At 34.4% G+C, this 20,702-nt stretch carries 24 protein-coding genes; 17 read left to right on the forward strand and 7 right to left on the reverse strand.

Annotated elements, in window-relative coordinates; translation table 11 throughout:
- The first annotated feature begins 114 nt into the window (after positions 1-114).
- The 5 genes from frr to MHB61_RS10970 all read left to right on the forward strand — a co-directional run bounded on the left by frr (position 115) and on the right by MHB61_RS10970 (position 3,064).
- Positions 115-672 (forward strand): ribosome recycling factor, encoded by a 558-nt coding sequence (frr, locus tag MHB61_RS10950; protein WP_004254618.1) that lies wholly within the window; start codon positions 115-117, stop codon positions 670-672.
- Between the two features lie 92 nt (positions 673-764).
- Positions 765-1,223, forward strand: a complete 459-nt coding sequence (locus tag MHB61_RS10955; protein ID WP_010906262.1) for a GNAT family N-acetyltransferase — start codon at positions 765-767, stop codon at positions 1,221-1,223.
- A gap of 45 nt (positions 1,224-1,268) precedes the next feature.
- Complete coding sequence (locus MHB61_RS10960; protein WP_010906261.1) at positions 1,269-2,126, forward strand: CvfB family protein; 858 nt, start codon at positions 1,269-1,271, stop codon at positions 2,124-2,126.
- A 174-nt stretch (positions 2,127-2,300) separates the two neighbouring features.
- A complete protein-coding gene (gene msrA / locus MHB61_RS10965) occupies positions 2,301-2,819 on the forward strand; it encodes a peptide-methionine (S)-S-oxide reductase MsrA (RefSeq protein ID WP_010906260.1) in 519 nt (172 codons plus the stop codon).
- A 35-nt stretch (positions 2,820-2,854) separates the two neighbouring features.
- Entirely contained in the window at positions 2,855-3,064 is a 210-nt protein-coding gene (locus tag MHB61_RS10970) for a YozE family protein (RefSeq protein WP_010906259.1), read from the forward strand.
- Between the two features lie 70 nt (positions 3,065-3,134).
- On the opposite strand, the gene MHB61_RS10975 is transcribed toward MHB61_RS10970, so the two are convergent.
- Both MHB61_RS10975 and MHB61_RS10980 read right to left on the reverse strand, forming a co-directional pair.
- Entirely contained in the window at positions 3,135-3,803 is a 669-nt protein-coding gene (locus tag MHB61_RS10975) for a Crp/Fnr family transcriptional regulator (protein ID WP_004254634.1), read from the reverse strand.
- A 63-nt stretch (positions 3,804-3,866) separates the two neighbouring features.
- Positions 3,867-5,744: a heavy metal translocating P-type ATPase gene (locus tag MHB61_RS10980; protein ID WP_137016328.1), complete on the reverse strand. Its 1,878-nt coding sequence runs from the start codon at positions 5,742-5,744 to the stop codon at positions 3,867-3,869.
- Between the two features lie 224 nt (positions 5,745-5,968).
- Between MHB61_RS10980 and rplK the strand changes: the two genes are divergently transcribed.
- The 3 genes from rplK (at position 5,969) to MHB61_RS10995 (ending at position 7,802) form a co-directional block, all read left to right on the forward strand.
- Positions 5,969-6,394: a 50S ribosomal protein L11 gene (gene rplK / locus MHB61_RS10985; RefSeq protein WP_004254643.1), complete on the forward strand. Its 426-nt coding sequence runs from the start codon at positions 5,969-5,971 to the stop codon at positions 6,392-6,394.
- A gap of 295 nt (positions 6,395-6,689) precedes the next feature.
- Positions 6,690-7,379 carry a 50S ribosomal protein L1 gene (gene rplA / locus MHB61_RS10990; protein ID WP_004254644.1) on the forward strand — a complete coding sequence of 230 codons (690 nt, stop codon included), beginning with the start codon at positions 6,690-6,692 and terminating at the stop codon, positions 7,377-7,379.
- A gap of 78 nt (positions 7,380-7,457) precedes the next feature.
- Complete coding sequence (locus tag MHB61_RS10995) at positions 7,458-7,802, forward strand: hypothetical protein (RefSeq protein ID WP_004254648.1); 345 nt, start codon at positions 7,458-7,460, stop codon at positions 7,800-7,802.
- Positions 7,803-7,813: 11 nt separating this feature from the next.
- On the opposite strand, the gene MHB61_RS11000 is transcribed toward MHB61_RS10995, so the two are convergent.
- Positions 7,814-8,035, reverse strand: a complete 222-nt coding sequence (locus MHB61_RS11000; RefSeq protein WP_010906257.1) for a hypothetical protein — start codon at positions 8,033-8,035, stop codon at positions 7,814-7,816.
- A 12-nt stretch (positions 8,036-8,047) separates the two neighbouring features.
- Positions 8,048-8,449 carry an HIT family protein gene (locus MHB61_RS11005; protein WP_004254651.1) on the reverse strand — a complete coding sequence of 134 codons (402 nt, stop codon included), beginning with the start codon at positions 8,447-8,449 and terminating at the stop codon, positions 8,048-8,050.
- A 278-nt stretch (positions 8,450-8,727) separates the two neighbouring features.
- Here MHB61_RS11005 and MHB61_RS11010 point away from each other — a divergent pair, with 278 nt between their 5' ends.
- The 3 genes from MHB61_RS11010 to MHB61_RS11020 are packed head-to-tail and all read left to right on the forward strand — an operon-like array spanning position 8,728 to position 12,334.
- Positions 8,728-10,533, forward strand: coding sequence for a glycerophosphoryl diester phosphodiesterase membrane domain-containing protein (locus MHB61_RS11010; protein WP_170959153.1), 1,806 nt, complete (start codon positions 8,728-8,730; stop codon positions 10,531-10,533).
- Positions 10,534-10,551: 18 nt separating this feature from the next.
- Positions 10,552-11,322 carry an ABC transporter ATP-binding protein gene (locus MHB61_RS11015; RefSeq protein WP_004254655.1) on the forward strand — a complete coding sequence of 257 codons (771 nt, stop codon included), beginning with the start codon at positions 10,552-10,554 and terminating at the stop codon, positions 11,320-11,322.
- The gene (locus tag MHB61_RS11020; RefSeq protein WP_004254656.1) at positions 11,315-12,334 is read left to right on the forward strand and encodes an ABC transporter permease; all 1,020 of its coding nucleotides are present in this window, start codon (positions 11,315-11,317) and stop codon (positions 12,332-12,334) included. The genes MHB61_RS11015 and MHB61_RS11020 overlap by 8 nt, the downstream gene beginning before the upstream one ends.
- Before the next feature lie 39 nt (positions 12,335-12,373).
- On the opposite strand, the gene MHB61_RS11025 is transcribed toward MHB61_RS11020, so the two are convergent.
- The gene (locus MHB61_RS11025; RefSeq protein ID WP_004254657.1) at positions 12,374-13,000 is read right to left on the reverse strand and encodes a copper homeostasis protein CutC; all 627 of its coding nucleotides are present in this window, start codon (positions 12,998-13,000) and stop codon (positions 12,374-12,376) included.
- A gap of 117 nt (positions 13,001-13,117) precedes the next feature.
- Between MHB61_RS11025 and MHB61_RS11030 the strand changes: the two genes are divergently transcribed.
- Positions 13,118-13,939, forward strand: a complete 822-nt coding sequence (locus MHB61_RS11030; RefSeq protein ID WP_004254659.1) for a putative RNA methyltransferase — start codon at positions 13,118-13,120, stop codon at positions 13,937-13,939.
- Between the two features lie 22 nt (positions 13,940-13,961).
- On the opposite strand, the gene MHB61_RS11035 is transcribed toward MHB61_RS11030, so the two are convergent.
- A complete protein-coding gene (locus tag MHB61_RS11035; RefSeq protein WP_004254660.1) occupies positions 13,962-14,243 on the reverse strand; it encodes a DUF3270 domain-containing protein in 282 nt (93 codons plus the stop codon).
- Between the two features lie 220 nt (positions 14,244-14,463).
- Between MHB61_RS11035 and MHB61_RS11040 the strand changes: the two genes are divergently transcribed.
- The 5 genes from MHB61_RS11040 (at position 14,464) to MHB61_RS11060 (ending at position 19,540) form a co-directional block, all read left to right on the forward strand.
- Positions 14,464-15,387 carry a peptidase U32 family protein gene (locus tag MHB61_RS11040; protein ID WP_004254664.1) on the forward strand — a complete coding sequence of 308 codons (924 nt, stop codon included), beginning with the start codon at positions 14,464-14,466 and terminating at the stop codon, positions 15,385-15,387.
- A 136-nt stretch (positions 15,388-15,523) separates the two neighbouring features.
- Positions 15,524-15,691 (forward strand): hypothetical protein, encoded by a 168-nt coding sequence (locus tag MHB61_RS11045; protein WP_004254670.1) that lies wholly within the window; start codon positions 15,524-15,526, stop codon positions 15,689-15,691.
- A gap of 255 nt (positions 15,692-15,946) precedes the next feature.
- The gene (locus tag MHB61_RS11050; RefSeq protein ID WP_137016334.1) at positions 15,947-17,239 is read left to right on the forward strand and encodes a peptidase U32 family protein; all 1,293 of its coding nucleotides are present in this window, start codon (positions 15,947-15,949) and stop codon (positions 17,237-17,239) included.
- Between the two features lie 197 nt (positions 17,240-17,436).
- Positions 17,437-18,414, forward strand: coding sequence for a D-2-hydroxyacid dehydrogenase (locus MHB61_RS11055; protein WP_004254687.1), 978 nt, complete (start codon positions 17,437-17,439; stop codon positions 18,412-18,414).
- Positions 18,401-19,540, forward strand: coding sequence for a nicotinamide-nucleotide adenylyltransferase (locus tag MHB61_RS11060; protein WP_004254691.1), 1,140 nt, complete (start codon positions 18,401-18,403; stop codon positions 19,538-19,540). Before MHB61_RS11055 ends, MHB61_RS11060 begins: the two co-directional genes overlap by 14 nt.
- A gap of 67 nt (positions 19,541-19,607) precedes the next feature.
- On the opposite strand, the gene mgrA is transcribed toward MHB61_RS11060, so the two are convergent.
- Positions 19,608-20,612, reverse strand: coding sequence for an L-glyceraldehyde 3-phosphate reductase (gene mgrA, locus MHB61_RS11065; RefSeq protein WP_004254695.1), 1,005 nt, complete (start codon positions 20,610-20,612; stop codon positions 19,608-19,610).
- Between the last annotated feature and the right edge of the window lie 90 nt (positions 20,613-20,702).

A 20,702-nucleotide genomic window follows, 5' to 3' on the forward strand; every position in this document is an offset into this window, starting at 1 on the left:
CCTATGATGGAAATACTAGCATAACTGTAATCATTAAAACACTAACACTTATCTCTGACAAAGTTTCTGTCAGTAAAATAAATAGAAGAATTAAAAAAAGAAAAAGGAAATAAAATGGCAAACGAAATTGTTACAACAGCTCAAGACCGGATGAAACAATCATTAGGAAGTTTACAACGTGATTTAGGACATATCCGAGCTGGTCGTGCCAACGCAAGTCTTCTTGACCGTGTTCAAGTTGTTTACTACGGCGCACCAACACCACTCAATCAATTAGCGTCAATCACAATTCCAGAAGCGCGCGTATTGATGGTTACTCCTTTTGATAAATCAATCTTGAAAGATATTGAAAAAGCATTGTATGAATCAGATCTTGGGATTACACCAGCAAATGATGGTTCTGTGATTCGTTTAGTTATCCCAATGTTGACAGAAGAACGCCGTCGCGAACTTGTCAAAGAAATGGGTAAATATATTGAATCAGCAAAAGTAGCAATCCGTAATATCCGTCGTGATGCAATGGACACTGCTAAGAAATCAGAAAAAGCAAAAGAAATCACTGAAGATGATCTTAAAGATCTTGAAAACAACATTCAAAAAGTGACTGATGACGCGGTTAAAGAAGCAGACCGTCTTGCATCAATTAAAGAAAAAGAATTGTTGGATATCTAAGTAGAACAATCTAACAAATAAAGTAATCTGTAAAAGCATTAACGGCTCCATTGAGCCGTTTTTACATCAAAAATCTGTCAGGATGGATAAATTTGAGAGAACTAATCAAACTTAGAGAGCAACCATCTTATCTCAAAGAAGCAATTCGATTTTTTCAGGAAAAATGGGGAAATACGGACAGTAACCCTGTATATGATGACTGTTTGAAGCATAGTTTAGAGAGTAACAAAAAGATTCCTCAGTGGTATCTGATTGTTGATGAAGGAAAAATTATTGCGGGTTGTGGACTGATTAGCAATGATTTTATTAGTCGAATGGACTTATACCCTTGGCTTTGTGCACTTTATGTTGAAGAAAAATTTCGAAATCAAGGTCTTGCTGGTCTGTTGATTGAAGCAGTAAAAGAAGATTGCAGAACTTTTGATATTGATAAACTTTATCTTGCAACGGATTTTGCTGATTTCTATGAGCACTTTGATTTTCATTATCTAGCTGACGGCTATCATCCTTGGGGTGAAAAATCACGGATTTACGAAGGAAATATCAATTAAACAGAGACAAATAGTCTCTCAATCACATTTTATAAAGAGGTACAAATGAGTATTATTGGACAAACAATCTCCGCGATAATCGTGGAAGAAAGTGAACGTTTCTATTTTCTCCAAAAGGGAGAAGATTTATTACGTTTAGATAAAACAGAAGGTGAACATACAGTTGGCGATGTGGTAACTGGTTTTGTTTATGTGGATAAAGATGACCATCGTCGTTTGACGACTTTGGAACAAAAAGCAACAAATGAGCATTATGGTTGGGGAACGGTAACAGCTGTACGTAAGGACCTTGGTGCCTTTGTTGACACAGGTTTACCAGGAAAAGATGTGGTCGTCTCTCTTGATGATTTGCCACTCGAAAAAGACCAATGGCCAAAAGTTGGTGACCAACTTTATGTGAAATTAATTATTGACAGAAAAGAGCGAATTTGGGGTCATTTAGCATGGCATGAAGATTTCTGGAATCTTGCAGGTCCTGGTTATGATAACATGCAAAACCAAGATTTACGAGCAATTGTTTATCGAAATAAAGAATCAGGAACATTTGTTTATTTGCCTGACAACAATATGCTAGGATTTATTCATCCAAATGAACGTTTCTCAGTTCCACGTGTCGGCCAAGAACTTCAAGTTCGTGTTATTGGTTTTAGAAAAGAAGACCGTAGTCTAAATCTGTCAGCAAAACCACGTGCTTATGAAATGCTTGATGCTGATAGCCAAATGATTTTAGCTTATCTTCAATCAATGGGCGGGAAAATGGCATTTAATGACAAATCAAATCCAGATGAAATAAAAGCAACTTTTGGAATCTCAAAAGGACAATTCAAAAAAGCGCTTGGTGGTTTGATGAAAGCTAAAAAAATCAAACAAAGTCCAGAGGGAACAGAATTAATCGGAGAATAATTTACTAACAGCTTCTTTAGAAATACTAAGCTTAATTTAAAAGCATTTGTCAGTAAATTCTGTCAGTCTTATGACTTATAAAAATTTCTGTCAGTAAAAAAGTAGCTTAATTGGCTACTTTTTTTTGAGCTATGCTATAATATTTCACAAGACAAACAAAGTGAAGGAGAAATAATGGCAACAGAAAGAGCAATATTTGCAGGTGGATGTTTTTGGTGTATGGTTCAACCTTTTGAAGAACGAGAAGGGATTTTATCTGTGATAAGTGGCTATACAGGTGGAAATGTTGAAAATCCAACTTATGAACAAGTAAAAAAACACTTGACTGGTCATACAGAAGCAGTAGAAATTATTTTTGATAATAGTAAAATTACCTATCAAAGTCTTGTTGAACTTTATTGGACACTCACGGACCCAACAGATGCTTTTGGTCAATTTGAAGACCGTGGGGATAACTATCGTCCAGTCATTTTTGTTGAAAACGAAGAACAAGAAAAAATTGCCAAAGAAAGCAAAGCGCAATTGCAAGCCAGCGGAAATTTTGATTCACCTATTGTGACAAGTATTGAAACCGTTCAAAAATTCTGGCCAGCAGAAGACTACCATCAAGGATTTTACAAAAAAAATCCAGAAGATTATGCCCAATCAAGTAAAATTCGTCATGATTTTTTGGAAAAACAATGGAAAAAATAATTAATTTTCCGACTTAATGATAATAGAAAGAGAAAATGACTTTTTATAATTACCTTATGCGCCATCGTGCACCAGTAGAAAAAGATGATGCAACTCGTCTTGCAAATTTAGTTTTTCAAGACCCGCTTTTTCCAAAACAGTCTAAAGATTTCGATGAAATTTCGACTTATTTAGAAACCCAAGCCCCATTTTACTTTAATCTTACCCTGTTTGATAATATTTGGGAAAGTTATTTAGAAGCTTAAATTAAAGTAATTTGGAAATATTTTCTAAAAAAAATAGAGTTGACTCACTCTATTTTTTTTTGTAAAATTTTTAAGCAAAATCATCTTCTAATTTCTCCTTATCCAAAAGTTTAATCATTCGTCCTTGACGGCTAATAATTTTATTTTCTTCAAAAACCTTGATTTTACGTGAAATTGTTTCTGGACTGGTTCCGATATAATTGGCAAGCTCCTTGAGTTTCATTGGAATTTCAAAATAAATGCTATCAGAAGTGGCAGATAGATTCAAAAAGTAATGTGCAAGACGTGCTTCAACATCATCTAGTGCCAAAAATCCTGCTTGGTGCTCAGCAGCTAGATATTTTTTAGCATTAAGTTTTAAAAGTTGTAATGAAAGACTAGGATAAGTCGTTAATAATGTCTCAAAATCAGATTGACGCAAGAAACAAATCGTAGAATCAATCATGGCCTGACCATAAAGTTGTCCGTTGGTCACGCCAAGTAAGGCTCCTTCGCCTTCATAATCACCTGCTTCGATGATTCTTAAAAGTTGCTCTTTACCACTTTGTGAAAGTTGTGAAATTTTAAGTGCACCTTGAGCTACAATGACTAATAAAGGTTCTTTGTCAGGGCTAATAATAATTTCACCTTTTTTAATTTTTTTGTGTTCAACAATTTTTTCGACCTTAGTTAAATCTTGTTCAGCAAGTTTTTCAAAGAGTGGAACTAATTGGACGCAATGATGATTATCTAAAGTCATTTTATTCTCCTTATTTGAGTAGATATTTTTCCTGAAAGATTTTCTTTAATTATAACCTTATTTTTAGTCATTTGCGACAGTGAAATTTTTGGATAGTATTTTTTTATGAGGAATTAAACGCATTGCGTTGAGAATAACCAATAAAATACTTGCTTCATGGACAAACATTCCAGTCGCCATATTGACATATTGTCCAATAAATCCTGAACTATTCCCCAAGATTAATCCGGAAAGAAGAAAGATTACAACAAAGAGAGCAATTAAATTATTTTGTCTCATATTTTTCCTTGTACTTTTTGCAAGGGAATGAGCATAAGAAAGGTTATCAAAATTAGAACTCATAAGGACAATATCCGAAGTTTCAATGGCGATGTCAGTCCCAGATGACATTGCGATTCCCACATCGGCAAGGGCAATACTAGGGCTATCATTAATACCGTCGCCTATAAATGCCACTTTTTTACCAGCTAGTTTATAGTCTTGCACGATTTTTGCCTTGTCTTCAGGTAGGAGATTAGCGTAAACCTGACTGATTCCCACTTGTTGTGCAATTGATTGAGCGGTACTTTCATTGTCGCCTGTCAGCATTATCAGCTCTTTAATCCCTTGTTTTTTGAGTCTGGTCAATGTTTCTTTTACATTTGGTCGGATTTTGTCAGTAATTCCATAAAGTAAACGCACCTTATCATCAGCAATTAATACTGTTGAAAGTCCATGTTTTTGAAGTTTCATTAAATCATTTTTTTGTTGAGCGTTTAAAAAAATTTGATGATTCTCAAGGAGTTTTTCGTTTCCAATCAATAAATGGTCAGCAGAAATCCCCTGTCCTTTTATGACTTCGATATTTTGAAGAGGTACTTTAGTAAATTCACCGATTTCATCAATGATTGCTTTAGCTAAAGGATGATCTGATTGACTTTCAAGCATAGCGACCTGGTTGATAAGTTCGGTAGAAGCGCCATAATTTTTAGTAATGGAGACCTGAGTCTTTCCTTTGGTAAGTGTTCCCGTTTTGTCAAAAAGAAGCAGGTCAGTCTGACTAAAATTAGTCATGATATTTCCACCTTTAATTAAAATTCCCTTTTTGGCTCCATTCCCTATCCCTGCGACATTACTGACAGGAGGTCCAATGACAAGGGCACCCGGACAACCTAAAACTAATAAAGTAATTGCCAACTTGATATCTTGACTGACAATGAAAATTAAAAAAGAGAGAACTAAAACACTAGGAGTATAATATTTTGCGAAACGGTCAATAAATTTTTCAGCAGAGGATTTTGTATCTTGAGCTTCTTCCACTAATTCAATAATTTTACCAAAGGTGGTATCCTCTCCTACCTTTTCAGCTTGAATCAAAAGACTTCCATTTTCAAGAAGTGTTCCAGCAAAAACCTTATCTCCGACTCCTTTTTTTATTTCAGCGGACTCCCCACTAATACTTGATTCATTGACAAAACCAGCCCCCTCATAAATAGAGCCATCTACAGGAATTTGAGCGCCAGTTTTTACTAATAATTCGTCATTAATCTTGACATCATCAATATCAATGACTTCTCCAGAAATCCGAAGAGCGGTCGAGGGAGTAATTTCTGTCAAAGATTTAATGGAAGAACGTGTTTTTTCTAAAGTTTTCTTTTCCAAAAAAGCTCCGAATGCGAAAAGAAAAGTAACAATTGCTGACTCCTCATACTCTTGAATAAAAAGAGCAGCAATAACAGCAATTGATACCAATAATTCAATTGAAACTTGTTTGAATTTAAGTGCTTGGACTGCTTGAAAAGCAATTGGGACAAGACCAATAAATGTAGCTAATAAGAGTGCAAAGGCCCAAAGAAAATAAGAATTCAAAAGATATTTTCCACTATAAGCGATTAAAATTAATAAGGCTGAAAGACCAGTTAATTGATTACTATATTTTTTTAGTAAAGCTTGAAGTTTCATGAATTAACCTTTCTTGGTTTGATAGTTCTATTATAGATTACTTGTAACTTAAAAAAATTGATAGCCATCAAGAAAATTAACCTTTCGTAAACAAAGAAAAGTTGACATCAGTCCTTTTTTTTGATAGAATACTCAGGTATGTGAATTTTCACATGCAAGGCGTGGAAGCTGTAAAATACAGCATCATACCACATCACGAAAACAAAATATAAGGAGAATTTATCGTGGCTAAACAAGTAGAAAAACTCGTTAAATTACAAATCCCTGCCGGTAAAGCAACACCAGCTCCACCAGTTGGACCAGCTTTGGGTCAAGCAGGTGTTAACATCATGGGATTCACAAAAGAATTCAACGCTCGTACAGCTGACCAAGCTGGTATGATCATCCCAGTTGTTATCTCAGTTTATGATGACAAATCATTTACATTCATCACAAAAACTCCTCCAGCAGCAGTTCTTTTGAAAAAAGCAGCAGGTGTTCAAAAAGGTTCTGGTGAACCTAACAAAACAAAAGTTGCTTCAGTTACAAAAGCACAAATCAAAGAAATTGCAGAACTTAAAATGCCTGACCTTAACGCGTCATCAGTTGAAACTGCAATGTCAATGATTGAAGGTACTGCAAAATCTATGGGATTCACTGTTACTGACTAAAAATTTAGACGAATTACTTCGTTGACAGAACCCTCACCTACTTAGGTAGGCTTCGGAACCTGTCGCCTCGTACTTCGACTAAATTTTCGAGATTTACATTTTGTAAATTCAGAAAAAGTCACACATGCAATCCACACATTTAGTGGAAGGCTGTTACTCTTGTTGTTATAAAGCACTATTAGTTCATCTGAGCGGCGCGGAGCGAGAAAATATCTTCCTTTGAGCGCAATAGAGCGGACTTTTAAATGCAACAAGGAAGACAGACAACCGATATTACCACAAGGAGAAAATAGAAATGGCTAAAAAAAGTAAAGCATTGCGCGCAGCGATTGAAAAAATCGACGCAACTAAATTATACAGCGTAGAAGAAGCTGTAGCACTTGCAAAAGAAACTTCATTTGCAAAATTTGATGCAACTGTAGAAGTTGCTTACAACCTTAACATCGACGTTAAAAAATCTGACCAACAAATCCGTGGAGCAATGGTATTGCCAAACGGTACTGGTAAAACTGCTCGTGTTCTCGTTTTCGCTAAAGGTGCGAAAGCTGAAGAAGCTACAGCAGCTGGTGCAGACTTCGTTGGTTCTGATGAACTCGTTGCTAAAATCAACGGTGGATGGTTGGACTTCGACGTTGTTATCGCAACACCTGATATGATGGCTGTTGTTGGACGTCTTGGACGTGTCCTCGGACCACGTAACTTGATGCCAAACCCTAAAACTGGTACAGTTACTATGGATGTAACTAAAGCAGTTGAAGAATCAAAAGCTGGTAAAGTTAACTACCGTGCTGACAAAGCTGGTAACGTTCATGTTCCAATCGGTAAAGTTTCATTCGATACAGAAAAACTTGTTGAAAACTTTAAAGCTTTGAACTCTGTAATTGCAGCTGCTAAACCTGCTGCATCTAAGGGAGCTTACATCACAAACCTTTCTGTTACAACTACAATGGGTCCTGGTGTTAAAGTTGATTCTGCATCATTCTAATAACAATAAAAAAAGAGAAAAATATTTTTCTCTTTTTTTATTTATTGTAGAATATAAAAAAACATGCTAGAATGAGGTATGTTATTATTTCTATGGGCTTATACAACAATTATCTTTGCAATTGCCTATCTTTTTCAAGTTCTAAACCTGACGCTGATTGGATTAGAGGTCGTTACCATTCTCATTCTTTTTATCAGTTTTTGGGAAAGTACCAAAGGAAGACATTGGCGAATTATTGGAATGAATATTATTAATATTATATTCATAAGTATTCTATATTTTTCACAACATACCTTTACTTACATTCAACATCATGATGTCGAAAAAATGCTGGTCATAGTTGTTAGTTTTGTCTTGTCCCAATTATTGGGGATTTTCTGGGGGAGACAGTTTTATAAACATCAAGAAAAATCAAAAAAATAAAAGAGTTGAAATTATTCAACTCTTTTATTTATTTGATTAACAAGTTCATTAATTTTTTCAACTCTAGGTTGGATGGAAATTTGAAATTCATCTACTTTTTTTTGAATATCTTTTCCAACTTTTTCTGCTTTGATACCTTCTTCTTGAACGCGTTCCACATTTACTTTCATCGTGTTGACTTCTTCTGACAACTCGCCAATGATATTTTTTAAGTCTTTAAATAATTCAATCATAGTAATGTCCTTTTATTGGCCATTGATTTCTTTAGCAATTTCAGCTAAATCATAATCATGAGCAGTGAATTTTCCAACGAAACCATCATTTTCATCAAAACGAGGAATAAGGTGAATATGAGTATGGAAAACAGTTTGACCAGCGATTTCTTCATTATTTTGTAAAATGTTCATCCCTTTAGCATGAAGATTATTAACAATTTTGTTGGCAATAAAAGGGACTTTGCTGAAAAGTTCAGCTGATTGTTCGCCTGTCATTGAAAGAATGTTGCGATAATGTTTTTTGGGAACCACTAATGTATGCCCTTTAGTTGTTTGAGTGATATCAAGGAAGGCAAGAACATCATCATCTTCATAAATTTTGGTGCTAGGAATTTCACCAGCGATAATTTTGCAAAAAATACAATCTTCCATTTGATAGGTCCTCCAGTAGTAATAATGACTCTTTACTCAAAGTCAAAACTTATAATATACTTAGATTATATTATAAATAAGCTAAAAATCCCAGTAATAATGCTGAAACTTACTAAATCGTAAGGGAATTGCCGAAAAAGGGAAATTCAAATATGTTATAATAAATAAAACTTTTATTTATTATAACTTAAATTTAAGCATTTTTTATTTTATAAATTTGATATAATGTAATGAAAATTATTCTTCTGTTTAGAGAAAGTATGGGGGAGTTTAGGAGTATGGTGAGAAAAAAAGCTAAGAAGAAAAAGAATGCTAATCGGCCACTTGGTTTGATTTTTAAATATTTGCGAGAGTTTTCTAAGTTTTGGTTTGAATATCTTTCGATTTTTGTTGGGGCAACTATAGTCATCACACTTGTTATTATTCCACTTTTAGAATCCATTTCTGAGCTTATTATGCGAGTTAGTGGAATTCCTTATGTTTCTTATAATAATCTTGGAAACTTGCTTCAGCAGCATTTCTTAGGAGTTTTGGGGCTCGTAGTTGTCTTGTTTGTGCTCATATTTTTGGTTTATCTGCAATTCATCGTTCAGTTTCAAGGAATTCGTTTGATTCAGGCGAGAACTTTTAGTTTAAAAAGTTTATTTAGGCAAGTTATTTCGGATCTTAAAAATGTCAGAATTCAACAATTAGTCTTTTTCGTATTTTATTTTCTATTAATTATTCCTTTTGGACGTTATGTTTTTAGTACGCCACTTTTGTCGAAAATTAAAATTCCTGTTTTTACATTTGAATTTTTCTTTAAAAGTTGGCAAAATATGCTAATTTTGTTCCTATTTTATGCTATAACATTTTGGATTAGTACCCGTTTAATTTTGACTCTTCCACTGATGATTTTAAAAGGTCAATCATTGAAAGTAGCAATAAAAGAAAGTTTAAAACGAACAAAAGGAGTTAGAAATTTTTTCAGACTATCTGTTTATTTTGGACTTATCGGTTTATTTAGTATAATAATGCAGGGGCTTCTTTTTATGGGCGGCTACTTTGCCCAAGATTATTTGGATAAAACTTCTTTTGCCCTTGTGGGAGCAGTGTCAATACTGGATTTGATTTGGTTGGGAAGCTCTATTATATCTACCTTGAGTTTGGTCATGCTTTTTAGTTACTTGATGAGAGAAGCTGACTTGGAAGCCTTTGAAATTTCAGAAGTAGTAAAAAAATCTCCGAAAGTTAGAAGAAAATATAAAATAATTTTTTCTACTTTAGCTGTTTTAATTTTTGCTTTAGTGAGCTGGACTTATGTTGAAGGATTTATGGATACTGTCCCTTTAACCATTTCACATCGGGGAGTTGATGAAGAAAATGGGGTGCAAAATACAATTCCAGCCATGGAAGCTACGGCTAAATCAAAACCAGATTATGTTGAAATGGATATTCAGGAAACAAAAGACCATCAATTTGTTGTTTTCCATGATCCAACTTTAAAAGATTTAGCTGGAATTGATATTCCGCCACAAAAACTTACCTTAGCAGAATTGACGAATACAGTTGTTTCGGAAAATGGGAAAAAGGCTTTAATCTCAAGTTTTGATGATTATTTAGCGGCTGCAGAAAAATTTAACCAAAAATTACTGGTTGAGATTAAAGTTTCTCCATTTGATTCTCCAAAGATGGTTGAAAATTTTAGTAAAAAATATGGTGCACGGCTTTTAAAAGATAAGGCTATGATCCATTCTTTAGATTATAATGCCCTTTTAATTGAACAAAAAATTAATCCTAAGATTAAAGTGAGTTTCATCCTTCCCTTCAACTTACTTTTCCCACAAACTAAGATGTCGGCCTATACCATGGAGGCCACAACACTCAATAGTAGTTTTGTGGATAAAGCTCAGGCAAGAAAGCAGATGGTTTTTGCTTGGACGATCAATGACGAAACGGATATGAGAGAACAGATGTTCAATGGAGTAGATGGAATTATTACAGATAATCTTGATGACTTAAAAGAAGTTATCGCCGAGGATGATGATAATCCGAGCTATGCGCAACGTATTTTAAGAATGACTTCAATAATAAATATAGAATAAGATTGAAAAGAGGAATGTATGTTAAAAGTAACAAATCTAACAGGTGGCTATTTGGGGCACCCTGTCTTAAAAGACCTTAATTTTGAAATTAAAGAAGGAGAGTTAGTTGGACTCATTGGTTTAAATGGTGCAGGAAAATCGACGACAATTCAAGAAATTATTGGACTTTTGACTCCTTATTCTGGACAAATTGAATTAGACGGCTTAACTTTACAACAAGATTTAGAAGGCTATCGTAGAAAAATTGGTTTCATTCCAGAAACACCAAGTTTGTATGAAGAATTGACTTTGCGTGAACATATTGAAGTGACAGCTTTAGCTTACGGGATTTCTGTTGACTTGGCTTTTGAACGTGCTGAAAAATTATTAGAAACTTTCCGCTTGAGTGATAAATTAGATTGGTTCCCTGTGAATTTTTCAAAAGGGATGAAACAAAAAGTGATGATTATCTGCGCATTCTTAGTGGAACCTTCGCTCTATATTGTTGATGAACCTTTTATGGGACTTGATCCGCTTGCGATTCAGGATTTGATTGACTTGATGATTGACATGAAAAAATCAGGAAGTTCGATTTTAATGAGTACACATATCTTGTCCACAGCTGAAAAATTCTGTGATAAATTTATTGTTTTGCATGAAGGTCAAGTTGTTGCTTTTGGAACAGTAGAAGAATTACGGACTCAATTTAATCAGCCTAAGGCAAGTTTAGATGAAATTTATCTTGCCTTAACAAAAGGAAATATTCCAAACTCTAAAGAAGTTGTAGAGGCAGGAAAGTCAAATGAATGAAATTTTTAAAAAACGACGTAACCTTTGGTATAAGCAAAATATAAAATATCTTCGTTATGTTTTTAATGACCATTTTGTTTTGTTCCTGATGATTTTATTAGGAGCTTTGGTAGTTCAGTACATTAACTTTCTACAAATTCATCAGCTGAATTTATGGGGCAAAATTATTTTAGTTATTTTGATCAGTTTGGCTAGTCAAATTGTGGGACGTTTGGCAACATTTATTGAGAGTCCAGATAAAGTTTTTTTACTGACAAAAGAAATGGAAGTTCGGGCATATTTAGTAAAATGTTTAATCCGATCTTTGATTATTCCAGCAGTTGTGTCAGCACTTTTGGTTTTGATTGCTGCTCCATTATTAAGATTTAATCCTATTTTCTTAGTCCTTTGGTTCGTCTTACTTGTCGCAATCAAAGCGGCTTGGTTGGCTTACAAAATTTGGTCTTCTCAAAAAAGTGGACTTTTGGATTGGGCTTTCTTGATTGATTTAGAAGAAGGACGAAAAACAGGAACTTTAAGATTATTTTCACTGTTTACGAATGTTAAGGGACTTAAATCACACAGTCATCGTCGGAAATATCTTGATTTTCTACTGACGAAAACAAAAAGAACTTATGAGTATCTATTTACAAGAAGTTTTTTACGCTCAGGAGATTATCTTGGTTTAACGATTCGTTTACTTATTTTGTCAATTTTAGCGATGATTTTTATTAATAATGGAATTGTTGCCATTATTATGGTGGTTGTATTTAACTATTTGCTTATTTTTCAACTTTTATCATTACAAACGGCTTTTGATTATCAACTTTTAACAAGAATTTATCCACTGAAAAAAGCGGCTAAAACAGCTGGCTTACGGGTGCTTATTTTTAGAGTGATGATGTTTGTGACAATTGTTGAATTGATTCTGTCATTAATTTTTGTTCGACCATTTTTCTTGAGTTTGATTATATTACTTACGAACTTTTTACTGACAAAATTTTATGTTAGATTCCGACTTAAAAATAAATAAAAAAGTTACTGATAGAATGTCTGTCAGTAACTTTTTTATTTATAATTTGATAATTTTTGTGCCATGAACATAATTTGTTCCGGTTAATTGAGCGAGGTTTTCAAAGTTTTCAGCATTGACACCCCCACCAATAATAATGTTAATTTTACCCTTAGCATAGTCAATGAGACTTTTAAGTTTGTCAGTATTTAAGGGTTGGTCAAGTGGCCCACCGTGCGTCAAAATTTTATCTACGCCAAATTCGACAAGTTGGTCAATTGCTTTTTCTTGATCAGTGACTTCATCAAAAGCCATGTGGAAAGTGATTGGGAGCCCTTGTGCGGCAATACTCACTGTTTCAAGTGCGTCAGTATCTATTTCATTGCCAGGAGTAAGGGCACCAAATACAATGTTTTGGGCACCAGCTTCAACAGCTTTAAGGGTGTCAGTTTCAATAATTTTAAGTTCATGAGAATTATAAACAAAATTACCACCGCGAGGACGAATCATGACAGCAAGAGTTGTCTTACTTTCGGCAACATATTTGGCAGCTTCTTCAATGACACCATAAGAAGGAGTGGTTCCTCCAACGGCGAGATTGTCACAAAGTTCAATTCTCTCAACGCCGGCTTGAAGCGCTTGAGGAATTTTGGTAAAATTTTCAAGGCAAAGTTCTCGGATAATCATAATTTCTTCCTTTCATCTACTAAAAATATTATAACATGATTATCTTGTTTAACTTAAAAAAATTACAAGAATTATTTTGAATAAAAAGAATGAAAGTGATTATGCTAGAATAGAACTATGTTAAAAAAAATTGAAAAAGCTTATTTACTTTTAGAAGAAAATGTGGAAATGTTGAGATGTCCAATTTGTCATGGAAAATTTCAATTGGCAGCCTATGCCTTAAAATGTGAAAATAATCATACTTATAATTTAAACAAGAAAGGTTATGTTAATTTTTTACAAACAAAAGCTGACACAGAGCATTATACGCGTAAAATGTTTGAACCACGTAGACGCCTAATTCAAGCAGGAATGTATCAAAATTTACTGACAGAAATTCAAAAATCATTTGTCAGTGGAAATTTACTTGATGTTGGAACAGGTGAAGGTTCATTTTTAGAACTCCTAGAGGGTGCGGGGGCGAAGTTTGCTTTTGATATTGCTAAAGATGGAATTGAAATGGCAACCGAATTAGATACGGAAAGTTTTCTGTCCTTAGCTGATTTAACTAATCTCCCTTTTGCTGACGAAAGTCTGTCAGTAATTTTGAATATTTTTACGCCTTCAAATTATGCAGAATTTCATCGAGTTCTGACAGAAAATGGCCGGGTCATTAAAATTATTCCTGACAGAAATTATTTACGTGAGTTGCGAGAAGTTTATCAACTTCCAGTTGATTATGATAATCAAGCAGTTATTGAGCGTTTTAAAGAAGAATTTCCTAAGAATACTCAACAAACAATTGATTATACTTTTGAAATTCCAGAAAATTTGCGTCAAGATTTCTTATTGATGAGTCCATTAGAATGGTCAGTTTCTGAGGAAAGAAAAAAATTTGCAAAGGAAAATCCGCCAAAAACAGCGAGAATTCATGTGCAAATTTTAATTGGAATAAAATAAAAAACTGTCTATTAGGCAGTTTTTATTTCATCATAAATTTAATCGCTTTAGCAATTCCTTTTTTCACGGAAATATAAAGAGCAAGCGAGAGAACAATAGAAACTGGAATAGCAATCCAGCTTGCCAATAAACTCACCAAAATGTAAGTAGTAAAAACAAGAAAAATTGAGAAAACAGCAATATTAGTGAAGAAGCTTAATTCTTCAATTCTTTTGTTGACTTGTCTTTGCTCAAAATTTTTACTTTCGTTATAATCGACATATTCTTGCTTCTCATAAAAATCTTTTAAATTCTTTAATTCCATAATTTTCTAGCACTTTCCTATATTATGTAATCAATTATAGTATAAAAAGCAAAGGTTTACGTTACTTGAAATTTAAATTAATTACTATTTAGTTTCGTTTGGGTTAAAATAAAATTAACCTATACTTTTTTATGAATAAATATCATTTTGAGTAGTAAATTTTAGTAAGAGGATAAATTAGAAAAAACGTGTAAGAGAACAATATGATATAATTATCACTATGATTACTATTACTTCTACGGCAGAAAGCCTAGAGCAAGCTAAAGCATTGCTCGAAGCTGGAGTCGACCGTTTATACATTGGTGAAAAAAATTATGGTTTACGCGTACCAACTGCCTTAACCAACGAAGAGATTCAAAAAATTACAGAACTTGCACATGATGCAGGAAAGACAGTGACTGTCGCGGTCAATGCTCTGATGCATACAGAGATGATGGCAAAAATAAAAGATTTTTTAGATTTCTTAGTTGAAATTAAAGCTGACCGAATTGCAGTAGGCGATGCGGGTGTGATTTTTGTTTTGCAACGTGATAAATATGAGTTACCATTTACTTATGATGCCTCAACCATGGTTGCTTCTGCCCGCCAAGTTAATTTTTGGGCCAAACAAGGGGCAATTGAAGCTGTTCTTGCACGTGAATTGCCAAAAGAAGAACTTGCTGATATGACCGATGAACTAGCTGTACCAGGCGAAATTTTAGTTTATGGTGCAACAGTGATTCATCATAGCAAACGTCCATTGGTGCAAAACTATTATAATTTCATCAAGACTGAAGAAAAAGGCAAAGACAGAGAAAGAAATCTTTTTGTCTCTGAACCTAAGAAAGTTGATACACATTATTCAATCTTTGAAGATAATCACGGGACGCATATTTTTGCTAATGATGATTTAGATATGATGACAGAACTTTCAGATTTAGTAGCAATGGGTTATGACCATTGGAAATTGGATGGAATTTTTACTCGTGGTGAAGATTTTGTAGCGATAAGCAAACTTTTTGTAGAAGCTAAAAAGCTGATTGAAGCAGGCGAATTTACAGAACTTAAGGCTTTCCAACTAGATGAAGAAATCCGAAAAATACATCCTGCAGGACGGACATTATCACACGGTTTCTATGATTTGGACAAAGATGCCATTAAATAAAAAAAGAAAAGAAGTTGTTCATTTACTGACAGCTTTTTTTTGATGAAAAACTATTGTCAAAGGTTCGTAAATCATTTATAATTAATTTTAAATAAAATTCATAAAAATTTAAATTAACTCTTTAGGAGAGAAAATAATGATTAAATTTCAAAAATATTTTTTTCCGTTGCTGATACTGATTGTCTGGCTCATTATTTTGTTCTTTGATCCAGGAACAAGAGAAAAAATAATTTTGACGCTCATATTGATTATTGGGGTACTTATTCTTTTCGTTATAAATGATATGAGAAAATCAGGAAAATAAAGTTGAAATAGAGGATTTACTGACAAAAATGCAAGAAGCTTTATCAATAATTCTGTCAGTAAAAATGAGAGATAAGCAACATAATGTCAAAGAACTTTGTCACATTTGAAGGTTTAAATTTGGCAAGAAATCCTGTAAAATAAAGAAACAAAGAAGTTTTGGCTCGCAAATTTACTGACAATAAATTTGACTAAGATTTTTCTTTTTGGAGCCTTTTCAAAATACTTACAATCTTGAAAATTGGAGAATTGAAACATGTCAATTACAAAAACACGTCCAGAGGTGCTTGCACCAGCAGGAACACTCGAAAAACTAAAAGTCGCTATTGATTATGGCGCAGACGCAGTATATATTGGTGGACAGGCCTATGGCTTACGTTCACGCGCAGGTAATTTTACCTTTGAAGAAATGGCTGAAGGGGTCGCTTATGCAAGTGCCCACAACGCTAAAGTTTATGTAGCAGCCAATATGGTGACACATGAAGGGAATGAAAAAGGGGCGGGCGAATGGTTCCGTACATTACGTGATTTAGGAATTTCAGCGGTTATCGTTTCTGACCCTGCTTTGATTGCCATCTGCGCTGCTGAAGCACCAGGTTTGGCCATTCACTTGTCAACCCAAGCGTCTGCTACTAACTATGAAACCTTAGAATTCTGGAAAAATTTAGGACTTGAACGCGTAGTTTTAGCGCGTGAAGTTTCTGTAGAAGAGTTAAGAGAAATTCGTCAACATACTGATGTTGAAATTGAAGCTTTTGTTCACGGAGCCATGTGTATTTCATACTCAGGACGTTGTGTCTTGTCAAATTATATGAGTATGCGTGATGCTAACCGCGGTGGATGTTCACAATCTTGCCGTTGGAAATATGATTTATATGATATGCCATTTGCTGGCGAGAGAAAATCGATTACTGGTGAAGTCACTGAAGAATTTTCAATGTCAGCCGTTGATATGTCAATGATTGAACATATTCCTGATATGATTGAAAATGGAGTTAATTCGCTTAAAATCGAAGGAAGAATGAAATCAATTCACTATGTTTCAACAGTTTCTAACGTTTATAAAGCAGCTATTGATGCCTATTTGGAATCACCAGAACGTTTTGAAGAAATAAAACCAGCCTTAGTTGATGAATTATGGAAAGTAGCTCAACGTGAATTAGATACTGGCTTTTATTATGGAACGCCTGATGAAAATAAACAACTCTTTGGGGTTCGTCGTAAAATTCCTGAGTACAAATTCGTCGGAGAAGTTGTTGACTTTGATGCTGAAACAATGGTAGCTACAATTCGTCAAAGAAATGTTATTACAGAAGGTGACCAAATTGAATTTTATGGTCCAGGATTCCGCCACGTGGAAACAATGGTCAAAAATCTTCGTTTGGCAGAAACAGATGAACATATTGACCGTGCACCAAACCCAATGACCCTTTTACATATTGATGTTCCTTTTGCGGTTAAAGCAGGGGATATGATTCGTAAAAATGGCTCAGGTTTGATTAATCTTTATGATAAAAAAACAGGTCTTGCTAAAACAGTACGAGCTTAATAAAAATAAAAAGAGAATTTTTTCTGAAATTCTCTTTTATGTCATTTTAGGACTGATAATTTCAGAATTGTCAAACTTCTATTTTTTATAAAATTAAGGCAAAGTGCTATAATCAAAGAAAGAAGATAAAGAAAACAAGGCTTGACTTTATTCTCTTTAAGTAGTCTTTAAAATTCATTTTATACAAAGGAGTCCCAATGATAAAAGCAATTGCCTTAGAAAATGTTTGGTTAAATTTTTCAGATGAAACAAAAGCGGCTTTCAAGAAAAATAAAGCTTACCAGTTTCAATTTAAAAAAGAAGAAGAGCTGACAGAATCAGATTTTCTGGAAACAGAAGTATTAGTTGGTCTGCCAAAGCCTGATTTATTAGCAAAATATAAAAATTTAAAATGGCTCCAACTTTTATCAGCTGGAACCAATGGTTATACTCAAGGAGCAAATTTTCCTCAAGAGGTAGTTTTGACAAATGCAACAGGAACTTATGGACTTACGATTTCTGAGCATTTACTAACAATGGCTTTCGTTCTTCTAAGAAAATTTGACCTTTATCAAAAACAACAAGAAAAAGAAATCTGGGAAAATATTGGTCAGATTCAATCTATTTATGGCTCAACAGTATTGGTTCATGGTTTAGGTGATATTGGAAGTCACTTTGCACAAAAGATTCAAGCTTTGGGAGGTCATGTCATTGCAGTCAAACGAACTGTTTATGGTGATGAAGAATTTGCTGATGAAGTCTATGCCGAAACTGACCTAGACAAAGTTTTACCGAGAGCTGATATTATTGCTTCAAGTGTCCCTGGGACCCATGAAACTTATAAATTATTTAATCAAGAAAAATTTGATTTAATGAAAGAAAATGCTATTTTCCTAAATGTTGGTCGGGGAACAAATGTCGATTTAGAAGCCTTGTGTGATGCTCTTGAGTCTAAAAAAATTGCTGGGGGAGGAATTGACGTGACCGACCCAGAACCATTGCCTAAAGGTCACCGGGCTTGGCATACAGAAAGACTATTAATCACTCCTCATGCTTCTGGCGGTTATACTCTTCCTGAAACATGGCGTCGCTTTATGAAAATATTGGAAAAAAATCTCGATGCCTATGCAAATGGTAAGGAATTGACAAATATTGTTGATATGAAAACAGGATATAAACGAAATGCTCACAAATAATATTTCAAAATCAAAATTAAGTGGAAAAAATATCGGTATTTATTTTGGAACTTTTGCTCCTCTACATACGGGGCATCAGCAACAAATCTATAAATGTGCGAGTTTGAATGACGGGGTCTTGCTTGTCGTTTCTGGTTATGATAATGACCGTGGTGCTCAAATTGGCTTACCTCTTGAGAAACGATTTCGTTATTTGCGTGAAGCTTTTAATGATGAAGAAAATATTAAAGTTTCGATGCTTAATGAAAATGATTTACCAGAAATGCCTAATGGTTGGGACGAATGGGCAAATCGTTTATTTGAATTGATTCATCATAATACATTGGAGAGAGATTTATCAGTCACTTTTTATGTCGGCGAATTAGAATACGCAGCAGAATTGAAGAAACGATTTCCAGCTGACGGGAATCAATATGCTGTTGAAATTGCTGACAGACATGATATTTCACTATCAGCCACACAAATTAGAGAAAATCCGCAGGAATACTGGACTCACATTAATCGCGTCTTTAGAAGACATTTTTCGAAAATTGTAACCGTCATGGGTTCAGCTTCAACAGGTAAATCAACCCTTGTTCGCCGTTTGGCACGTTCCATTAATGCCCCGTTTTCAGAAGAATACGCTAGAGAATATGAAGAAGCTTTTAATATTGATGATGATGAGTTGAAAATGGATGACTATGCTCGAATGATTACAGGTCAATATGATGCAAATTCTCGCGAAGTCAATTCGCCTGCTAACCAAGGAATTGTCTTTTTAGATACTGATGCCATTGTGACCAGAGTGTACGCTAAATTATACTTACCTAGAGAAGATTTCGAACAGCTTGAACCTCTATTCAAGAAAACAATTGCCGATGAACGAATGGATTTAATTTTAGTCATTCCACCAATTACAGAATATATTGATGACGGCTTTCGTCATATGGAATGGGAAGAATCACGTCATGAATTCCATGAAGAATTGATGCGTCAATTAGCTGAGTTTGGTTTAATGGATAAAGTTGTTATTTTAGATGACGAAGGAGACCATAGAGACCAAGAAGGTTATTTAACACGTTATCATCATGCAATTGATGCTGTTCACGAATATACTGGTGTAAAAATTGACCGATTGAGCTATTAGTTTTACTGACAGCTTTATTTAGAAAATAAAAAGTTACTGACAGATTTGTCAGTAACTTTTTTATTCTTTATAAGAGCTTTTCAATCTTAATTAATTCTTCGTCAGTAAATTTCAAATGTTCTAAAGCTGCCACATTTTCAATGATTTGTTGCGGACGGCTTGCGCCAATTAAAGCAGAAGTGATGCCTTGAACCTTGTCATCTCTTTCTCGTAAAACCCAGGCCAAGGCCATTTGAGCTAAAGATTGTCCACGACTTTGAGCCAAATCATTAAGCGCTTGGACTTGTTCCAATCTTTTTTTCGTAAGACTGTCATCATGCAAAGTTGCATAATGAGGATCACGCATTCGCGAATCTTCAGGAATACCATGTAAATATTTTTCGGTTAAGAGCCCTTGGTACAAAGGTTTAAAGGCGATTATTCCTATCCCCGCCTCCGTCAAAGTTTCTTGCAAATCATCTTCAATCCATCGATCTAGCATTGAATAACGAGGTTGATGAATCAAGAGTTTAAAGCCTAACTTTTCAGCTGCTAAGACCGCAGCTTCGGTTTCTTTGGCGGAATAATTGGACAAACCTACATAAAGTGCTTTTCCGCTATCCAGAGCGCTCTTTAAAGCCCCCATTGTTTCTTCAATCGGTGTATTTGGGTCAGGACGATGTGAATAAAAAATATCAACATAGTCAAGTCCCAAACGCTCCAAAGATTGATCAAGACTAGCCAGCAAACTTTTTTTGCTGCCCCAGTTTCCATAGGGTCCAGGCCACATTGGATAACCAGCTTTAGTTGAGATAATTAACTCATCACGTAGTTTTTGGAAATCTTCTTTCAAAATACGACCAAAATTACGTTCTGCCGAACCAGGTTCTGGCCCATAATTATTGGCCAAATCAAAATGAGTAATTCCTAAATCAAATGCCGTATGAATCATGTCCCTCGCATTTTCAAAATCATCTACCGAACCAAAATTATGCCAGAGTCCTAATGAAAGGGCAGGCAATAATAAACCAGAATTTCCAGCTGGGCGATAAATCATGTGGTCATAACGAGTGGGATTGGGAATATAAGTCATTACTTTCTCCTTAAAAATAGAAATAAAAACGATTTCAGGGAATTATAGCAAATGTAAGCGTCAAATGTTATAATTTTAGGATAGAAAACA

The organism is Lactococcus sp. FSL K6-0773 (assembly GCF_038006485.1).
GTDB lineage: Bacteria > Bacillota > Bacilli > Lactobacillales > Streptococcaceae > Lactococcus > Lactococcus lactis.